The sequence below is a fragment of the Kribbella soli genome, assembly GCF_004331345.1.
In the GTDB taxonomy this organism is placed as follows: domain Bacteria; phylum Actinomycetota; class Actinomycetes; order Propionibacteriales; family Kribbellaceae; genus Kribbella; species Kribbella soli.
This window is the reverse complement of the sequence record NZ_SJJZ01000001.1, coordinates 2,173,328-2,187,885: the sequence shown is the minus strand read 5'-3', so window position 1 is coordinate 2,187,885 and position 14,558 is coordinate 2,173,328. Positions and strand designations below refer to the sequence as shown.

Annotated in this window: 12 protein-coding genes; 6 read left to right on the top strand and 6 right to left on the bottom strand. The window is 68.4% G+C overall.

All coding sequences use genetic code 11. The features are described 5' to 3' along the window. Positions 1-77: 77 nt before the first annotated feature. Positions 78-1,724, bottom strand: a complete 1,647-nt coding sequence (gene murJ / locus E0H45_RS10965) for a murein biosynthesis integral membrane protein MurJ (RefSeq protein WP_131336676.1) — start codon at positions 1,722-1,724, stop codon at positions 78-80. Further along, entirely contained in the window at positions 1,717-3,993 is a 2,277-nt protein-coding gene (locus tag E0H45_RS10960) for a DUF6049 family protein (protein ID WP_131336674.1), read from the bottom strand. Before E0H45_RS10960 ends, murJ begins: the two co-directional genes overlap by 8 nt. A 24-nt stretch (positions 3,994-4,017) precedes the next feature. Between E0H45_RS10960 and E0H45_RS10955 the strand changes: the two genes are divergently transcribed. Further along, positions 4,018-5,478, top strand: a complete 1,461-nt coding sequence (locus tag E0H45_RS10955) for a CCA tRNA nucleotidyltransferase (RefSeq protein ID WP_420323326.1) — start codon at positions 4,018-4,020, stop codon at positions 5,476-5,478. Positions 5,479-5,586: 108 nt separating this feature from the next. After that, on the top strand, positions 5,587-6,186 hold the full coding sequence (locus E0H45_RS10950) for a Uma2 family endonuclease (protein ID WP_131336672.1): 600 nt from the start codon (positions 5,587-5,589) through the stop codon (positions 6,184-6,186). Positions 6,187-6,194: 8 nt separating this feature from the next. Here the strand turns inward: E0H45_RS10950 and E0H45_RS10945 are convergent, their stop codons facing one another. Beyond that, positions 6,195-6,968: an aminotransferase class IV gene (locus E0H45_RS10945; protein WP_131336670.1), complete on the bottom strand. Its 774-nt coding sequence runs from the start codon at positions 6,966-6,968 to the stop codon at positions 6,195-6,197. Between the two features lie 18 nt (positions 6,969-6,986). Between E0H45_RS10945 and E0H45_RS10940 the strand changes: the two genes are divergently transcribed. Beyond that, positions 6,987-7,598, top strand: coding sequence for a YgjV family protein (locus tag E0H45_RS10940; RefSeq protein WP_131336668.1), 612 nt, complete (start codon positions 6,987-6,989; stop codon positions 7,596-7,598). On the opposite strand, the gene E0H45_RS10935 is transcribed toward E0H45_RS10940, so the two are convergent. Further along, a complete protein-coding gene (locus tag E0H45_RS10935; RefSeq protein WP_131336666.1) occupies positions 7,595-8,044 on the bottom strand; it encodes a GNAT family N-acetyltransferase in 450 nt (149 codons plus the stop codon). The genes E0H45_RS10940 and E0H45_RS10935 overlap by 4 nt on opposite strands. A 67-nt stretch (positions 8,045-8,111) precedes the next feature. On the opposite strand from E0H45_RS10935, the gene E0H45_RS10930 reads away from it, so the two are divergent. Then, positions 8,112-9,347, top strand: a complete 1,236-nt coding sequence (locus tag E0H45_RS10930) for an amidase (RefSeq protein ID WP_131336664.1) — start codon at positions 8,112-8,114, stop codon at positions 9,345-9,347. Here E0H45_RS10930 and E0H45_RS10925 read toward each other — a convergent pair. Next, entirely contained in the window at positions 9,338-11,233 is a 1,896-nt protein-coding gene (locus tag E0H45_RS10925; RefSeq protein WP_131336662.1) for a discoidin domain-containing protein, read from the bottom strand. The two genes, E0H45_RS10930 and E0H45_RS10925, sit on opposite strands and share 10 nt — an antisense overlap. 114 nt (positions 11,234-11,347) lie before the next feature. Between E0H45_RS10925 and E0H45_RS10920 the strand changes: the two genes are divergently transcribed. Then, positions 11,348-12,376, top strand: a complete 1,029-nt coding sequence (locus E0H45_RS10920) for a LacI family DNA-binding transcriptional regulator (RefSeq protein ID WP_131336660.1) — start codon at positions 11,348-11,350, stop codon at positions 12,374-12,376. A gap of 39 nt (positions 12,377-12,415) precedes the next feature. After that, positions 12,416-13,879 carry a M81 family metallopeptidase gene (locus E0H45_RS10915; RefSeq protein ID WP_131336658.1) on the top strand — a complete coding sequence of 488 codons (1,464 nt, stop codon included), beginning with the start codon at positions 12,416-12,418 and terminating at the stop codon, positions 13,877-13,879. Between the two features lie 84 nt (positions 13,880-13,963). On the opposite strand, the gene E0H45_RS10910 is transcribed toward E0H45_RS10915, so the two are convergent. Then, entirely contained in the window at positions 13,964-14,539 is a 576-nt protein-coding gene (locus tag E0H45_RS10910) for a TetR/AcrR family transcriptional regulator (RefSeq protein WP_238154901.1), read from the bottom strand. Positions 14,540-14,558 lie beyond the last annotated feature (19 nt).

Sequence of the window (14,558 nt, the reverse complement as noted above, 5' to 3'; positions counted from 1 at the left end):
CCCGGCTCCTGATCGCAGCCCCATCGTAGTGCCCCACTGACCGGACAGGTGGTGCACTAATGCACAAGCGGTCCGGATCAGCGGCGGATCGGCAACTTCGATGTGACCATGGACACCACGTCGTTGACCTCGTGGATGCGGAGTACCCGCGCCACGGCGGCGTACACCGGCAGCATCACGACCGCCGCGACGGCCAGTTGGAGGACGGCGCCGAGGGGTCCGGACCAGTCGATCGCGAGGTTCAGCAGCCAGAGCACCACGCGCCCCGCGCCGGCGCCGGCGACCGCGGCGATCACCATCGCGAGCATCGGCAGCCCGATCCCGGCGCCCGGGACCCGCGGCACCTTGCGCCGCAGGACGGGCCGGGAGATCAGTACGGCGACCAGGTACGCCAGCGCGTACGCCCCACCGAGCACCACACCGCTGAACCGGAGGTGCGCCTGGTCCAGCAGCACACGGACCCCGATCACGGCCGCCGCGATGTTCGTCGCTGCGATCACGCACTGCAGGAAGAACGGCGTACGGGTGTCCTCGAAGGCGTAGAACGTGCGGAGCTGGAAGTACTGCACGGTGAACGGCACGATCCCGAGCGCCAGCGTCATCAACGTGTAGGACATCAGCGTCAGGTTGTTCTTGCCCGAGCCGTACCCGGCGATGATCGTCACGATCGGGTAGGCGAACGCGATCATCGCGGCCGCCGCCGGTACGACGATCGCGAGCGTCTGCCGGATCGACCGGGCGGACATCCGTCCCACCTCGGCGGTGTCGCCGTCGGCCGCCAGCGCCGACATCTGCGGCAGGGCCGCGGTCGCGAGCGAGACCGTGACGATGCCGTGCGGCACCAGGATGATCAGCATCGCGGTGCTGTACGCGAACAGACCGGCCTTCGCGCCGGGGTCGTCCGAGGCGCTACCGGCGATGGCGAGCTGGGTGACGACGACCAGCGTCACCTGGTTCACGGCGACGAAGAAAACTGTCCAGATGCCCAATCGGGCAGTGTGTCCCAGACCAGTTCCGCGGAGACCGAACTTCGGCCGGTAGGTGTGCCCGCTCGCCTTCAGATAGGGCAGCAGCACCAGCAGCTGTACGGCGATGCCCACGGTGTGCCCGAGACCGAGCAGCAGTTCCTCGCCGTGGCTGTACGTCGGCGGGTTGTCGCCGACCCGGTAGATCAGCAGGAAGACCACGATCGACGCGCACGCGACGATGTTGTTCGCGATCGGCGCCCACATCATCGGACCGAACCGGCGGCGCGCGTTCAGCACCTGCCCGACCAGGACGAACGCGCCGTAGAAGAAGATCTGCGGCAGGCAGAGCCGGACGAACATGATCATGTTCGCCTTCTCGGTCGCCCGGGACGGGTCGTGCAGTTCCTTCGGCAGGTACAGCTCGGCGATCGCCGGCGCGAGCAGCACACAGGCCACCGTGACGACCGCGAGGACGACGAAGCCGAACGTCAGGATCCGGTTCGTGAAGTCCTGGCCGTCGTCGTCGTGGTTCTTGATCGCGCGCACCAGTTGCGGGACCAGCACGGTGTTGAAGACGCCGCCGGCCAGCAGGATGTACAGGCTGTTCGGGATCGTGTTCGCGGCGGTGAAGATGTCGCCGCGCAGCGCCGTACCGATGGCGGCCGCGAGCAGGGCGATCCGGATGAATCCGAGCAGGCGGGACAGCACCGTTCCGGCTGCCATCACCGCCGCGGAGCGCAGGGTGCGGTCAGCCATCCTTCGAACCGACTCCTTCTTTCAGGGACGCATCCGGAGCTTGAGCTTCGGGTACGCCGTTCGCCTCGGGGCGATCGTGGGCGGGATCAGCGGTGCGGTCGGCGTCCGTGGTGGCGCCGGTGGTCGCGGCGGCCGTGTTGCGGCGCTCGGTGCGGACCCGGCGATAGATGCGGACGAACGACGTACCGAACAGCAGGGCGCACGCGGCGCCGACCAGGATCCAGCCGACGCTGCCGTACTGGCTGGCCTGGATCAGCAGCTCCTGGGGCTTGCCGACCGGCCTGCCGTCCGCGTTGGTCACCTGCGCGTTGGCGCGGATCAGACCGTTCTGCTCGGCGCTCGCGGTGATCCGCGGCGTCCACTTCTGCCCGGGGCCGAGGACGGCGGTCTGCAGCGGCTTGATCTTCAGGTCGGACCGGTTCGCCGAGCTGACCACGATGCCGACCCGGACCGACCAGTCGGTGTCGTTGGTGATCGTCAGCGGGAACGTGCCCTTGCTGCCGGCCAGGTTGACCTTGATCTCCTTGCGCAGCCCGCGGTCCACGCTCGCGTTCACGAGGTGCACCTTCCCGAGCTGCTGGTTGGCCGAGCCGAGCTCGATCGCGGTGAAGCGCCGGGCCTCTTCCGGGTACCCGTTCCAGCCGGACGAGGTGGACCGCAGCAGCGCCTGCGTCATCACCTCCGGCAACGCGTTCCCGTCGACGAGCAGGTCCTGCATCGTGGTGGTCGCGTCGTCGAGCTGCCGGATGCTGTCCAGCTGGGTTTCGGTCAGTACGCCGTTCGACTTCGCCGCGGCCGGTGCCCTGGTGGACAGCGGTCTCGGGTTGGCCTCCACTACGCCGGCCACGTCGGTGGCCTTGATCCACGGCAGCGACAGACTGCCTGCGAGCGCAGCGGTGGCGCGGCCGTCGCTGTCCCAGCCACGGGGCGGCGCGACGACCACGGACGCGGTGCCCTTACCGCCGGCTGCGATCAGCGAGGTGACGGCCGCGAACCGTTGCCGGACCTGGAGCGGGCTCTCGGCGGTCTCTGGATCCGGGCCCCCGGTGGTCAGGGACGAGTTGGCGATCACCGTACGGACGGCCTGATCGGGGCCTTCCGGCGTGAGTACGTCGTACACGGGGCTGGTGGTCAGCACCGGGCGGTTTGCCGTCGACCACGAGGAGCTGCTGACCAGGTTCAGGTCGTCGGCAGTGGCACCGGCGAAACCGGTGGATGCAGCAGCCAGGTAGCGACCGGCGGCGGCGCCGCCCTCGAGCGACAGCCCATTGGTGAAGCCCGGGGCCAGTTCGCCACCGGACCGCTCGGTCTTCGTGCGGGCCTGCCCGACGAGCTTCTTCAGCGGGTCGCCGGAGTCCAGCAGGCTGGCGACGTCCGGGTCGCCGTACGGCAGCAGCACGACCTGGTTGCCGCGGCTCCGGCCGGCGTCGAACTCCCTGAGCCAGGTGGTCGCGACGGCCTGTCCGGTGCCGGTCGTCTGGCCGTTCTCGCCGACGACGACGTACCCCTTGGTCAGCTGCCGGATCTCGTCGAGCATCGCCGGGTCGACCAGCCAGGTGACCTGGTGCTGCCGGCCGAGTGCGAGCAGCCGGCCGAGCGATCCGGTCGGCGCCAGCGACGTGGCCAGCGACTCGTTCGCGAAGTTCTTGCCGCCGAGCTGGGTCGGGCGATGCCGCAGCGGTACGACGAGGGCGGTGTTGACCGGACGGGTCAACGGCTCCTTGCCGAGCACCGGCATCAGGGTGCGGGCCCGGCCGGCCATGATCCGCGAGCTGTTCGGCGGCTGCCCCCGGAACGCGACGCCGACGACGTACACGCCGGTGTGGTCGGTGATCCGCCATTCCTTCCAAGGCACGGTCAGCGTGAACGCGACCGTTTCCTTAGGCGCCAGCGGCTGATCGAACGGCTGGAAGGTCTGCTCGTCGTTGGTCAGGTTGCGGCAGCTGTCGCGTTCGCTGATCGGGATGTTCTGCTCGGTGGAGATCGCGTCCAGCGCGGCCGTGCTGGCCAGGCGGGTCCGGTCGATACATGCGAGGGCCTGCGGCTCCTCGAACGTCACCGAGCTGGTGTTCGTCACCCGGCCCTTGATCACGACCGGCTCGCCGGGCTTCGGCGCGGTTGGGCCGAACGAGTCGATGGTGACCTGGACGGCCGGCTCGTCGGCGGGCGCCGCCTCCGCCTCGGCCGGAGCGCCCAGAGTCGCTGCCGAGGCAGCAACCACAAGGCAGGCTCCCGCCACCGCGGAGAGCCTCAGTCGCCGTCTGAACACGCCGTCACCGTAACCTAGTTCCCCGTGTCACCCTTTGCCGACCAGTCAGGCTCCGCCGGATCGTTGCCCGCCGCACAGCGGCGAGCTGTCCAGGCCCTGCTGGAACTCGCTCCAGTGGTCGACGAACTGGGCCACCGGTTCGCCGACGCAGGCCACGAGATCGCCCTGGTCGGCGGTCCTGTCCGGGACATTCTCCTCGGCCGGGGGAGCAAGGATCTGGACTTCACCACGTCAGCGCACCCGGACGTGATCGAGCGGTTGCTGTCCGGCTGGGCGGACCATGTCTGGGACATCGGCAAGGCGTTCGGCACCATCGGTAGTCGGAAGGGCGAGTGGGTCCTGGAGGTCACGACGTACAGGTCCGAGACCTACGATCCCACCTCGCGCAAGCCGGAGGTGTCGTACGGCGACAGCCTGGAGGGCGACCTGGCCCGCCGGGACTTCGCGATGAACGCGATGGCGGTCCGGCTGCCGTCGCGGCAGTTCGTCGACCCGTACGGCGGGATGGAGGACGTCGCGCACCAGCGGATCCGGACCCCCGGTACGCCGGAGGACTCGTTCTCGGACGACCCGCTGCGGATGATGCGGGCGGCCCGGTTCGCGGCGCAGCTCGGGTTCACACCCGACCCCGCCGTGGTGACGGCGATGACCGCGATGGCCGACCGGATCACGATCGTGTCCGCCGAGCGGGTCCGCGACGAGCTGGAGAAGCTGATCTGCGCCGACCACCCGCGGATCGGGCTCGACCTGCTGGTCTCGACCGGGCTGGTCGAGCACGTGCTGCCGGAGCTGCCGGCGCTGCAGCTGATGAAGGACGAGCACCACCGGCACAAGGATGTGTACGAGCACTCACTCACCGTCCTCGATCAGGCCATCGATCTGGAATCTCGTCTGTCTGTTCCGACGCCCGATTTCGTCGTTCGGTTCGCGGCACTGATCCACGACATCGGGAAACCGAAGACGCTGAAGTTCGAGGGTGCGCGGAAGGTGACGTTCCACCACCACGACGTGGTCGGGGCGAAGCTGGCCCGGAAGCGGATGAAGGCGCTGCGGTTCAGCAACGAGCAGATCGAGCAGATCAGCAAGCTGATCGAGCTGCACCTGCGCTTCCACGGGTACGGCGAGGGTGAGTGGACGGACTCCGCCGTACGCCGCTATGTCCGGGACGCCGGCGACCAGCTCGAGCGGCTGCACATCCTGACCCGCGCCGACTGCACCACCCGCAACCGCCGCAAGGCGGAGTCGCTCCGCGCCGCGTACGACGACCTCGAGGCCCGCATCGAGCGCCTGCAGGAGCAGGAGGAACTCGACGCCCTCCGCCCCGACCTCGACGGCAACCAGATCATGCAGATCCTAGGAATCTCCCCCGGCCGCGAGGTTGGCGAAGCCTACAAATTCCTCATGGAACTACGCCTGGACCAAGGCCCCCTAGGCGAAGCCGAAGCCCGAGAAGAACTCCTCCGCTGGTGGGCCGACCGCGCCTGATCGGGGTTTTCCACAGGCCTGCGTTTTCGCGTCGATCCGAGGTGTGAAACACGTATTCTCTTTGTGTGCCGGGGCGTGCTGACCAGCACCCAGAAAGCAGGTATCTCGATGACCGAGTCGCTCTCTCATTTCGGGCCGTGGACCACGGCCGATCTCGCCGGCCTGCCCGACGACGGGCAGCGCTACGAGATCATCGACGGGAGTTTGCTTGTGACACCGGCGCCTGCACCACGACATCAGTTGGTGGCTGGGCGGATATCTGTGTTCCTGCGCGAGTCAGCGCCGGACGAGGCCGACGTTGTGGAGGCGACCAACTTCCAGTTGACCACGGGACGATTGCTGGTGCCGGACGTCATCGTCGCTCAGTCGTCGGCGCTGCTCACGGACTCCGTAGCGCTGGTCCCAGCGGATGTGCACCTGGTGGTCGAGGTGGTCTCACCGTCGAACGCCGCCATGGACCGGATCTTCAAGCCGCAGTTGTACGCGGCGGCAGGCATCCAGTGGATGTGGCGCGTCGAGTTCGGGCCGGATGGCCCCGAGATCGTCGTCCTCGACCTGAGGTCCGGCTCGCCGGTGGTGCATGCTCGCTCGACCGATGTGCTCCGCGTCGATCTCCCGTTCACGGTGGAGGTCCCGGTCAACCGGCTGCTCGCTACCCGGCAGTCGTTGAAGGCGGATGAATCGGCGCAGGCGGACCTCGAGAGCTGACGGTTCGGTCAGATGGGCTGCGCGGGGAGGCTTGCGTAGGCGTTGGTGATGGTGGTGGCCGACGGTGGGTGTGGGGCGTATGTCGTGGTGCCTGTGGGTGTCGTGATCGACGCCACGGAGAGGGCTGGGTCGATGGAGTTGGTGAGGTAGGCGGCGTCGTACGTCGGGAGGTTGGTGAGGGGGATCGGGGTGGTTTCGAAGGATTTGAGGCCACGTTGGAGGAGTTGCTGGCGGATGCCGGGGAGGGTTGGTGCGGTGGGGAAGATGAGGTGCGGGCCGCGGGCGAAGCAGATGTTCCAGATGGAGGCTTCGGAGAGCTCGCCCGTCGCGGTGTGGAAGACCGCGTCGTCGTACCCGGACTGCTCGGCGGCGTGGGCGTAGTACGTGAGGTCGAACGTGCCGGTGTGCTTGAGGTGCGGGACGGCGCGTTCGTGCTGGTAGGCGAGCAGGCGGACCGGACTGGTGCCGGCAGCCACCGGCGGGCCGACTCGCGTCAGGAGGTGGAGCTCGTCGTCGGCGAAGACGTTCACGCGGATCGAGAGGTCGCCGACGCCCGCCTGATCGAGCGCCGCGCGGAGGTCGGCACGGACGCGGTCCTCGGGGAGCGGTTGGCCGAACACCTCGCGCGTACTGCGGTCCAGACGCTCGAAGTGCAGATCCAGCCCGTCGACCCGACCGTCGCGGACCTGCATCGAGGTGAAGTGACCGTACGACGTTGCTCGCAGCACCATCGGGTCGACCATCGGTAACGGGGCGCCGTCCAGCAGCAGGAAATCGCTCACTCGCACTAGTCTCCGGGTGTGGACGTGTGGAGCATCATCGGGTGGGGCGGATCCGCGCTTGTTGTGTGGTCGTTGTTGCAGACCCGGATCCTGCGGTTGCGGCTTCTGAACCTGATCGGGTGCGTGATCCTGGTCGGGTTCAACGCGGTCGTCGGCGTGTGGCCGATGGTCGGTATGAACGCGGTCCTCGCGGTCATCAACGTCGTACATCTGTGGCGACTACTCCGGCACCGGCACGACGAGGCGGAGTACCAGGTGCTCCCGGTGAACTCGGCCGACGCGTACCTGGGCTACATCCTGGAGCGGCACCAGAAGGACATCACCCGGTTCAACCCCGGCTTCACGCTCGCCGCGAGCCCGTACGCGTTCCTGGTCCAGCACGGCGACCGCACCGTCGGCGTCGTCCTCGCCCACGACGCTGGCACCGGGCGCGCGCAGATCGACCTCGACTACGTGGTGCCGAAGTACCGCGACTTCACGCCGGGCGAGTTCGTGTACCGCCGCAGCGACGTCTTCACCGACCAGGGCTTCCACCAGGTCATCGCTCCACCCCGAATGCGCGACTCCACCCCATACCTGAAGAACCTAGGCTTCCACCGCGAAGGCGAAGCCCTGGTGCTGAACCTCTAGAGGTTCTTGGCGTAGCAGAGGGAGGCGATCTCGTTCTCGAAGGGCGGGTACGGCGGAGTCGGCTGGTAGCCGTGGTTGGTGTAGAGCGCGATTGCCTCGACCTGCTTGGTGCCGGTCTCGAGGCGGAGTCTGGCGAGACCTGCCGTCCGGGCCTGCTCCTCGACCACCTCGAGGAGCATGCGGGACAGACCCCAGCCGCGAGCGGACGGGACGACGTACATCCGCTTGATCTCGCCGAGACCGGGCGCGACCGGCTGCAGTCCGACGCAGCCGACCGGCGTCTCGTCCAGCGTCAGCACCGTGAACGCGATGTCGGGGTGCAGTGCGACCAGCGGCTGGTCCTCGCCGTACATCGCCGCCAGTTCGGCCTGTTGCGCGGTGGTGAGGGCCAGCACCTCCGCGTCGGTCGGCGGCGCCGGTCGCAGTGTCACTCCCTCGATCACCATGCATCGGACGGTAGCAAGATGGCATGACGCTCCTGTTTCCGTTTCCTCTCCGTGGTCTGATGGGCGAGTGAGGACGTTGGAGGAGATCGCGGCCGGGGTACGGGACGGTGCGCTGGATCCGGTGCGGTTGGTCGAGGACGCGCTGTCGCGGGCCACCGAAGTGGCGGACCTGAACGCGATCGTGCACCTGGACGTCGACGGTGCGCGGAAGGCGGCCGTGGCTCACGACCGGACCGGTGCGCTGGCCGGCGTACCTGTGCTGGTGAAGGAAATCATCGAGGTCGAAGGCCTGCCGTACCGCTGCGGGTCCGCCTCCATGGACGAGGTCGGGCGGCAGGACGCTGAGGTCGTACGGCGGTTGCGTGCGGCCGGTGCGATCGTGATCGGACTGTCGCACACGCATGAGTTCGCTTACGGCTGCTTTGGTACGTCGAACCGCGTCGGACCGTGCCGGAACCCGCATGACCTGTCGCGGATGACCGGTGGCTCCAGCTCCGGATCAGCTGCTGCAGTGGCAGCCGGCGTGGTGCCGTTGGCGATCGGCACGGACACCGCGGGCTCGGTGCGCATCCCCGCTGCACTGTGCGGGGTGGTCGGCTTCAAACCGTCGTACAACACGCTGCCGACCGACCGGGTGTTCCCGCTGTCCCAGAGCCTCGACCATGTCGGCGTACTCACGAGAACCGCGTCAGATGCCGCCTACGCGCTCAACGTGCTAGCAGGCGTAGCTCTCTTGCCGCCGCGTAAGCCCCGCCTCGGTGTCGTGACCAACCCGGAGTATCTCCGGCTGACTCCTGCGGTGAGCAGTGCGTGGTCTGCTGCCTTGAATACATTCGATGCCGTGGAGGTGCAGCTGCCCGACTGGTCCCAGAGCTACTCCACAGCAGCCAACCTGCAAGGGCCCGAAGCGGTGGCCAGTCACCGCGGTCGCTCGCAAGACCTCTATCAACCCGATGTCCGCCGCCGCCTGCTCGAGGCTGCATTGGTGCAGCCCGCGGACTACGAGCGGGCGAAGGACGATGCCGGCCGGATCGTGGCCGCGCTGGACGCAGTCCTCGCCGACGTCGACGCCGTACTGACCCCGACCGTCCTGACGACCGCACCGCTCATCACCGCAGCGGCCGACGGCGGCCTCGACATCCGCCGGAAGTTGATGAACAACACCCGCCTGGCGAACCTGACCCGGCACGCGGCCGTCAGCCTGCCGATTCCGGCTGACGGCCTTCCGGTCGGCCTCCAGGTCATTGCTGCGAGCAACGAACAGGCGGCCGCGGTCGCGTGCTGGCTCGAGGCTCAGCGGTAGAGCCGCACGTCGGCGAGGCTCCACCAGTTGGCGGCGGTGCCGGTCTGCGTGATCCGGACGTAGCGGGCTCGCGTCGGCGGTAGGTCGATCGTCGTCAGTTGGCTGCTCGACGTACCGCCGGCGACCGTCCGCCAGCTGTTCCCGTCATTGCTGACGGCAACCGACTGACCGTGCGCGTAGTCGCCGAGGTTCCCGCCGCTGTCCAACGCGACCTGACGGAACGTCTGCGCCTTGCCCAGGTCGACCTGCACCCACTGACCGGGAGCCTGCGCCGCCTTGCTCTGCCACACAGTCGATCCGTCCGCGTCGATCAGCAACCCCGCATCGGCTCCGTTGACGCTCGCCGTAGCGCTCACGGCCGAGACCTCGTGCGGCACGTCCGCCGTCGTCCGCCCCCAGGTGTACGTCGCGATCGATCCACCCGGCAGCTCGTACTCGAAGGACTCGTCGCCGACCGCCACCGCGAACGACCGCGGCTCGTCGTTCTCGTTGTGCACCAGGAGCGCCGTCGTGCCGTCGGGATTGCGGAACGCCGCCGACATCAGTTGCCCGTTCCATCCGGTCGTCCCGTACGACGTACTCCCGATCCGCACCGCACCCGGCTTCACGAACTTCGACAGGTGGCCGATCGTGTAGTACTCCGCATCCGTCGACACCGTCCCGTCCGGCTGCAGCGTGACCAGGCCGGTGCAGGTGTCGCAGCCGCCGAGGTGCGGGCCGCCGGTCGAGTCGAGTGCGATGTTCCAGTTGACGACCGACTTCGCCCAGTTGCGCGTCGTACCGAGCATCAACGTGCGCGCGTGCCAGGTGAGCGTGCCGCGGAAGATCTGCGGCGGGGTGTCGTCCGGCCCGTGCGAGCCGGAGCACTCGGTGAACCAGATCCCCTTCGACGGGAACGCCTTGTGCAGGTCGGTCTGCTTCGACGGGTCGCCGGAGTAGCAGTGGTACGCCGTACCCGCGATCCACTTCGCCGCCGAGGTCTGCAGCAGCTTGTACGGGTAGTCGGTCTCCGGGTCCTCACCAGGCGGGGTGGAGGCGATGTCACCGGGGTGCGTGGTCCAGTTGTGGTCGTACCCGAGGATCTTCGTTCGCGGGCTGACCTTCTGCAGCAGTGGACCCAGGGCGGTGATCACTGCTGCTTCCTGCCGGACGGGCAGGTCCGTGCCCGGGTACGCGCTCGGCTTGCGGTTCTGCGGCTCGTTCTGGATCGAGAGGAAGTCAATCGGTACGCCGGCCCGCGTGTAGGCCTGGACGAACTTCACCAGGTAACGCGCGTAAGCGTCGTACACCTTGGGGTCGTCCTTCAGCCGTCCGCCGACGAGAGAATCGCCGGTCTTCATCCACGCCGGCGGACTCCACGGCGTCGCCATCACCTTGAGCGCCGGGTTGAGCTGCTTGGCGCGGCGGAGCAGTGGCAGCACCTGCTGCTGGTCGTGCGCGATGCTGAAGTTCCGCAGCCCGAAGTCGGTCTGGCCGGCGGGTACGTCGTCGTACGTGTAGTGCTCGGCCGCGGCCGTGAAGTCGGACGAGCCGACCGGCTGCCGCAGGAAGCTGACGCCGATGCCCTGCCGCGGGTCGAACAGCTTGCGCAGCGTCTGCTCGCGGTCGGCCGGGCTGAGGCGGTACAGAACACTCGCCGACGAGTCCGTGATCGAGGCGCCGAAGCCGTCCACGGTCTGGTACGTCGTCCGCGGGTCGACCGTGATCGTGGTCCGGTCGCTCGCGCCGTCACGGAACGAGACCGGTGCGCGCTCGTGGAGCAGCTCGGTGCGGTCGGGCGTGGTGACCCAGACGTTGACCTGAGTCGTCGGGGGATGGGCCTGGGCGGGTCCGGTGAGTGACGCCACCACGAGAGCAAGAGCGACGCCGAAGGCAGGTGTTCTCATCGCACACTCCTCTGGATGAAACAAACGTCCACAGAGAACGCTCGCCGCCGAGGACTGTCAAGGTCTGGGAGCGTGGAGCTAGAGTGCTGAGCGTGAAACAAAAGGATGTAACAAGTGCCACGCGATAGAGCGACCGTGCGGGACGTCGCGGCCGCGACCGGGGTGTCGATCGCGACGGTGTCCCGCGTGCTCAACCAGCAGGGCAGCGTGGCGGCAGAGACGCGGCAGCTCGTCGAGCAGGCGGTCGAGGAACTCGGCCTGCGTGCGCCCGCACCGCGCGGCGGTACGGCGAAACCCGTCGACGGAGCCGTCTACGTGCGCTGCCCGTACGTGCTGACCGACTACTTCGGGCTGATCGTGTCGTCGATCGCCGAGACCCTGGACCGTCACGGCAGGCAGGTCGTCCTCAATGCCGGCGAGGCCACGCAGCAGGATCCGGCGCTCTCGAGCCTGGCGTCCCGCCGCGGGATCGGTGGCGCGATTCTGATCCTCCCGCCGGAGCCGCGCGAGGACCTGGTCCGGCTGAGTTCGCGGCGCTTCCCGTTCGTCGTCGTCGACCCTCGTACGGCGCTGCCTCGTGACATCCCGTCCGTGTCCGCGGCTCACCACTCCGGCGCTCGGCAACTCACGGCGTACCTGACAGGGCTCGGGCACACCCGGATCGGTGTGATCGCCGGACCGCGCGAGTGGCTCGCCGCTGACGCGAGGCTGAGCGGTCATTCGGCTGCGCTCGCGGACGTCGGCATCCTGCCCGATCCGTCGCTGGTCCGGCACGTGGAGCCGACCACGGCGCACGGTTACCGAGCTGCCGGGGAGCTGCTCGACCTCGATCCACGGCCGACGGCGCTGGTCGCGTTCAACGACAAGGCCGCGATCGGCGCGCTGCAGGCCGCGACCGAACGCGGTCTCTCCGTCCCGCGGGACCTCTCGATCGCCGGCTTCGACGACATCGACCTCGCCCGCGCGACGACCCCGCAGCTCACCACCGTCCGCCAGCCGTTGCAGGAGATGGGCCGGATGGCCGTAAGCCTGCTGGTCCGGCTGCTGGAACGCCACGAGGTCGAGGCGCTGCACGTCGAGCTGGCAACCGAGCTCGTCGTCCGGGGCTCGACCGGTCCGAGAGTGTCCACGATCGAGAGATAGACAGTGCGCGAAACGGCTCGGTTGTGGCAGGTTTTAGACATGAACCTTCGGATCGGCATTGCCGGGATCGCCATCGAGTCCAGCACGTTCTCGCCCCACCGGGCCGGCCTCGCCGATTTCGACGTACGGCGCGGTGACCACCTGATGGAGCGGTACGAGTTCCTCGGCAAGGACTGGGCGCAGGGCATCGAGTGGGTCCCGCTGCTGCATGCGCGGTCGCTTCCGGGCGGAGCGGTGCTGCCGGAGGTGTACGACGACCTGTCCGCGGAGATCATCACGCGCCTCGAGGACGCCGGCCCGTTGGACGGGTTGTTCTTCGACATCCACGGCGCGATGAGCGTCGTCGGGCGGCAGGACGCAGAGGCAGACCTGGCCACGCGGATCCGTTCCGTTCTCGGTCCCGACGTACTCATGTCGGCGTCGATGGACCTACACGGGAACGTGTCCCGCGAGCTCGGTACGGCGGTCGATCTGATCACCTGCTACCGGATGGCGCCGCACGAGGACGCGATGGAGAGCCGCGAGCGGGCGCTGCGGAACCTGGTGGAGCGGCTGCGGTCCGGACTCGGGAAGCCGGGGAAGGCGTGGGTCCAGGTGCCGGTGCTGCTGCCGGGCGAGAAGACGTCGACGCGGCTCGAGCCGGCCAAGTCGATCTATCGGCGCGTAGGCGAGATCGCGGACGAGCCCGGCGTACTGGATGCCGCTGTCTGGGTCGGGTACGCGTGGGCCGACGAGCCGCGGTGTCGCGCGGCCGTGGTTGTCACCGGCGACGACCACGCACTGATCACCGAGCGCGCCACCGAGTTGGCCAAGGCCTACTGGGACGCCCGCGACGGCTTCGCCTTCGTCGCGCCGACCGGAACGCTGCACGAGTGCGTCACGGCCGGGCTCGCGAGTGATGCCCGCCCGTTCCTGATCAGCGACTCGGGTGACAACCCGACCGCCGGTGGCGCGGGTGATACGTCGTGGACGCTCGGTCAGCTGCTCACGATCGAGGAACTGACCTCAGGCAAGGCCACCGCGATCCACGCCAGCATCTCCGATGCCGAGGCAGTCGCCGCCTGCGTAGCGGCCGGCGTCGGGAATCAGGTCGAGGTCACCGCCGGCGGCAAGGTCGACTCCGGTCCCGCCGGTCCGGTCGCACTGTCCGGCACCGTGTTCTCGATCTCCGAGGATCCCGTCGGCGGCACCGTCGCGGTCGTGCAGGTCGGTGGTCTGCACTCGATCCTCACCACCCGCCGCAAGCCGTACCACCACCTCGCCGACTTCACCCTCCTCGGCCTCGACCCGGCGGCCACCGACCTGGTCATCGTCAAGATCGGCTACCTGGAACCAGAGCTCTACAACCTCGCCGCCGACTGGCTCCTCGCCCTCACCCCCGGCGGCGTAGACCAAGACCTCCTCCGCCTCGGCCACCACGCCGTACGCCGCCCCCTCTTCCCCTTCGACCCGGAGATGGACGACCCGCAACTGGCACCGGAACTCCTGCCGCCCTCGGCCTGATCGCCCTCGGAGCCGGCGGTTGGGGAGGATCACCTACCCGGATCGGGCAGGAATCCTCCCCAACCCACCTCCATCCGCGCCGAGCTACAGCTTGCGTAGGAGGTGGAGGGCCTCGATCGAGTGGTCGATGAGGGCGTCGGCGGTGTACGGGCGGTCGGACTCGGGGAGGCCGGACCATTCGATCGCGAGGTCCTCGGTGTACGACAGCCACGCGTGGATGCGGAGGTACTCGCGGGACGTGGGTTCGTCGGCGATCTCGGGGGTGCCCAGGTAGGTGAGGATGCGCTTCGTCAGGCCTGCGCGCGTCTCGTCGTACACCTTGACCGCGAAGTCGTCGCCGCCGGCGGCACCGCGGACGAACGAGATATAGGCGGCACGGCGGCGTGAGATGAAGGCGACGAACTGGACCAGCATCTCGCGGAGCTGCTGCTCGGGCGCCAGCGTCTCGTCCGGTTTCGTGACCCGGAGCAGGCGGCGGCCGGCCGCGGAGATGACGGCGAGGTAGTAGTCGCGCTTGCTCGGGAAGTAGTGGAACAGCAGCCCGCGGGAGATTCCGGCCTCGCCGGCGATCGCGTCGATGGACAGCTCATGGATCGGTTGGTCGCGAAGCATCATCAGGCCGATTTTGACCAGTTGCTTCTTGCGGTCCTCCGCTGACATCCGGTGATCCATGCCATTG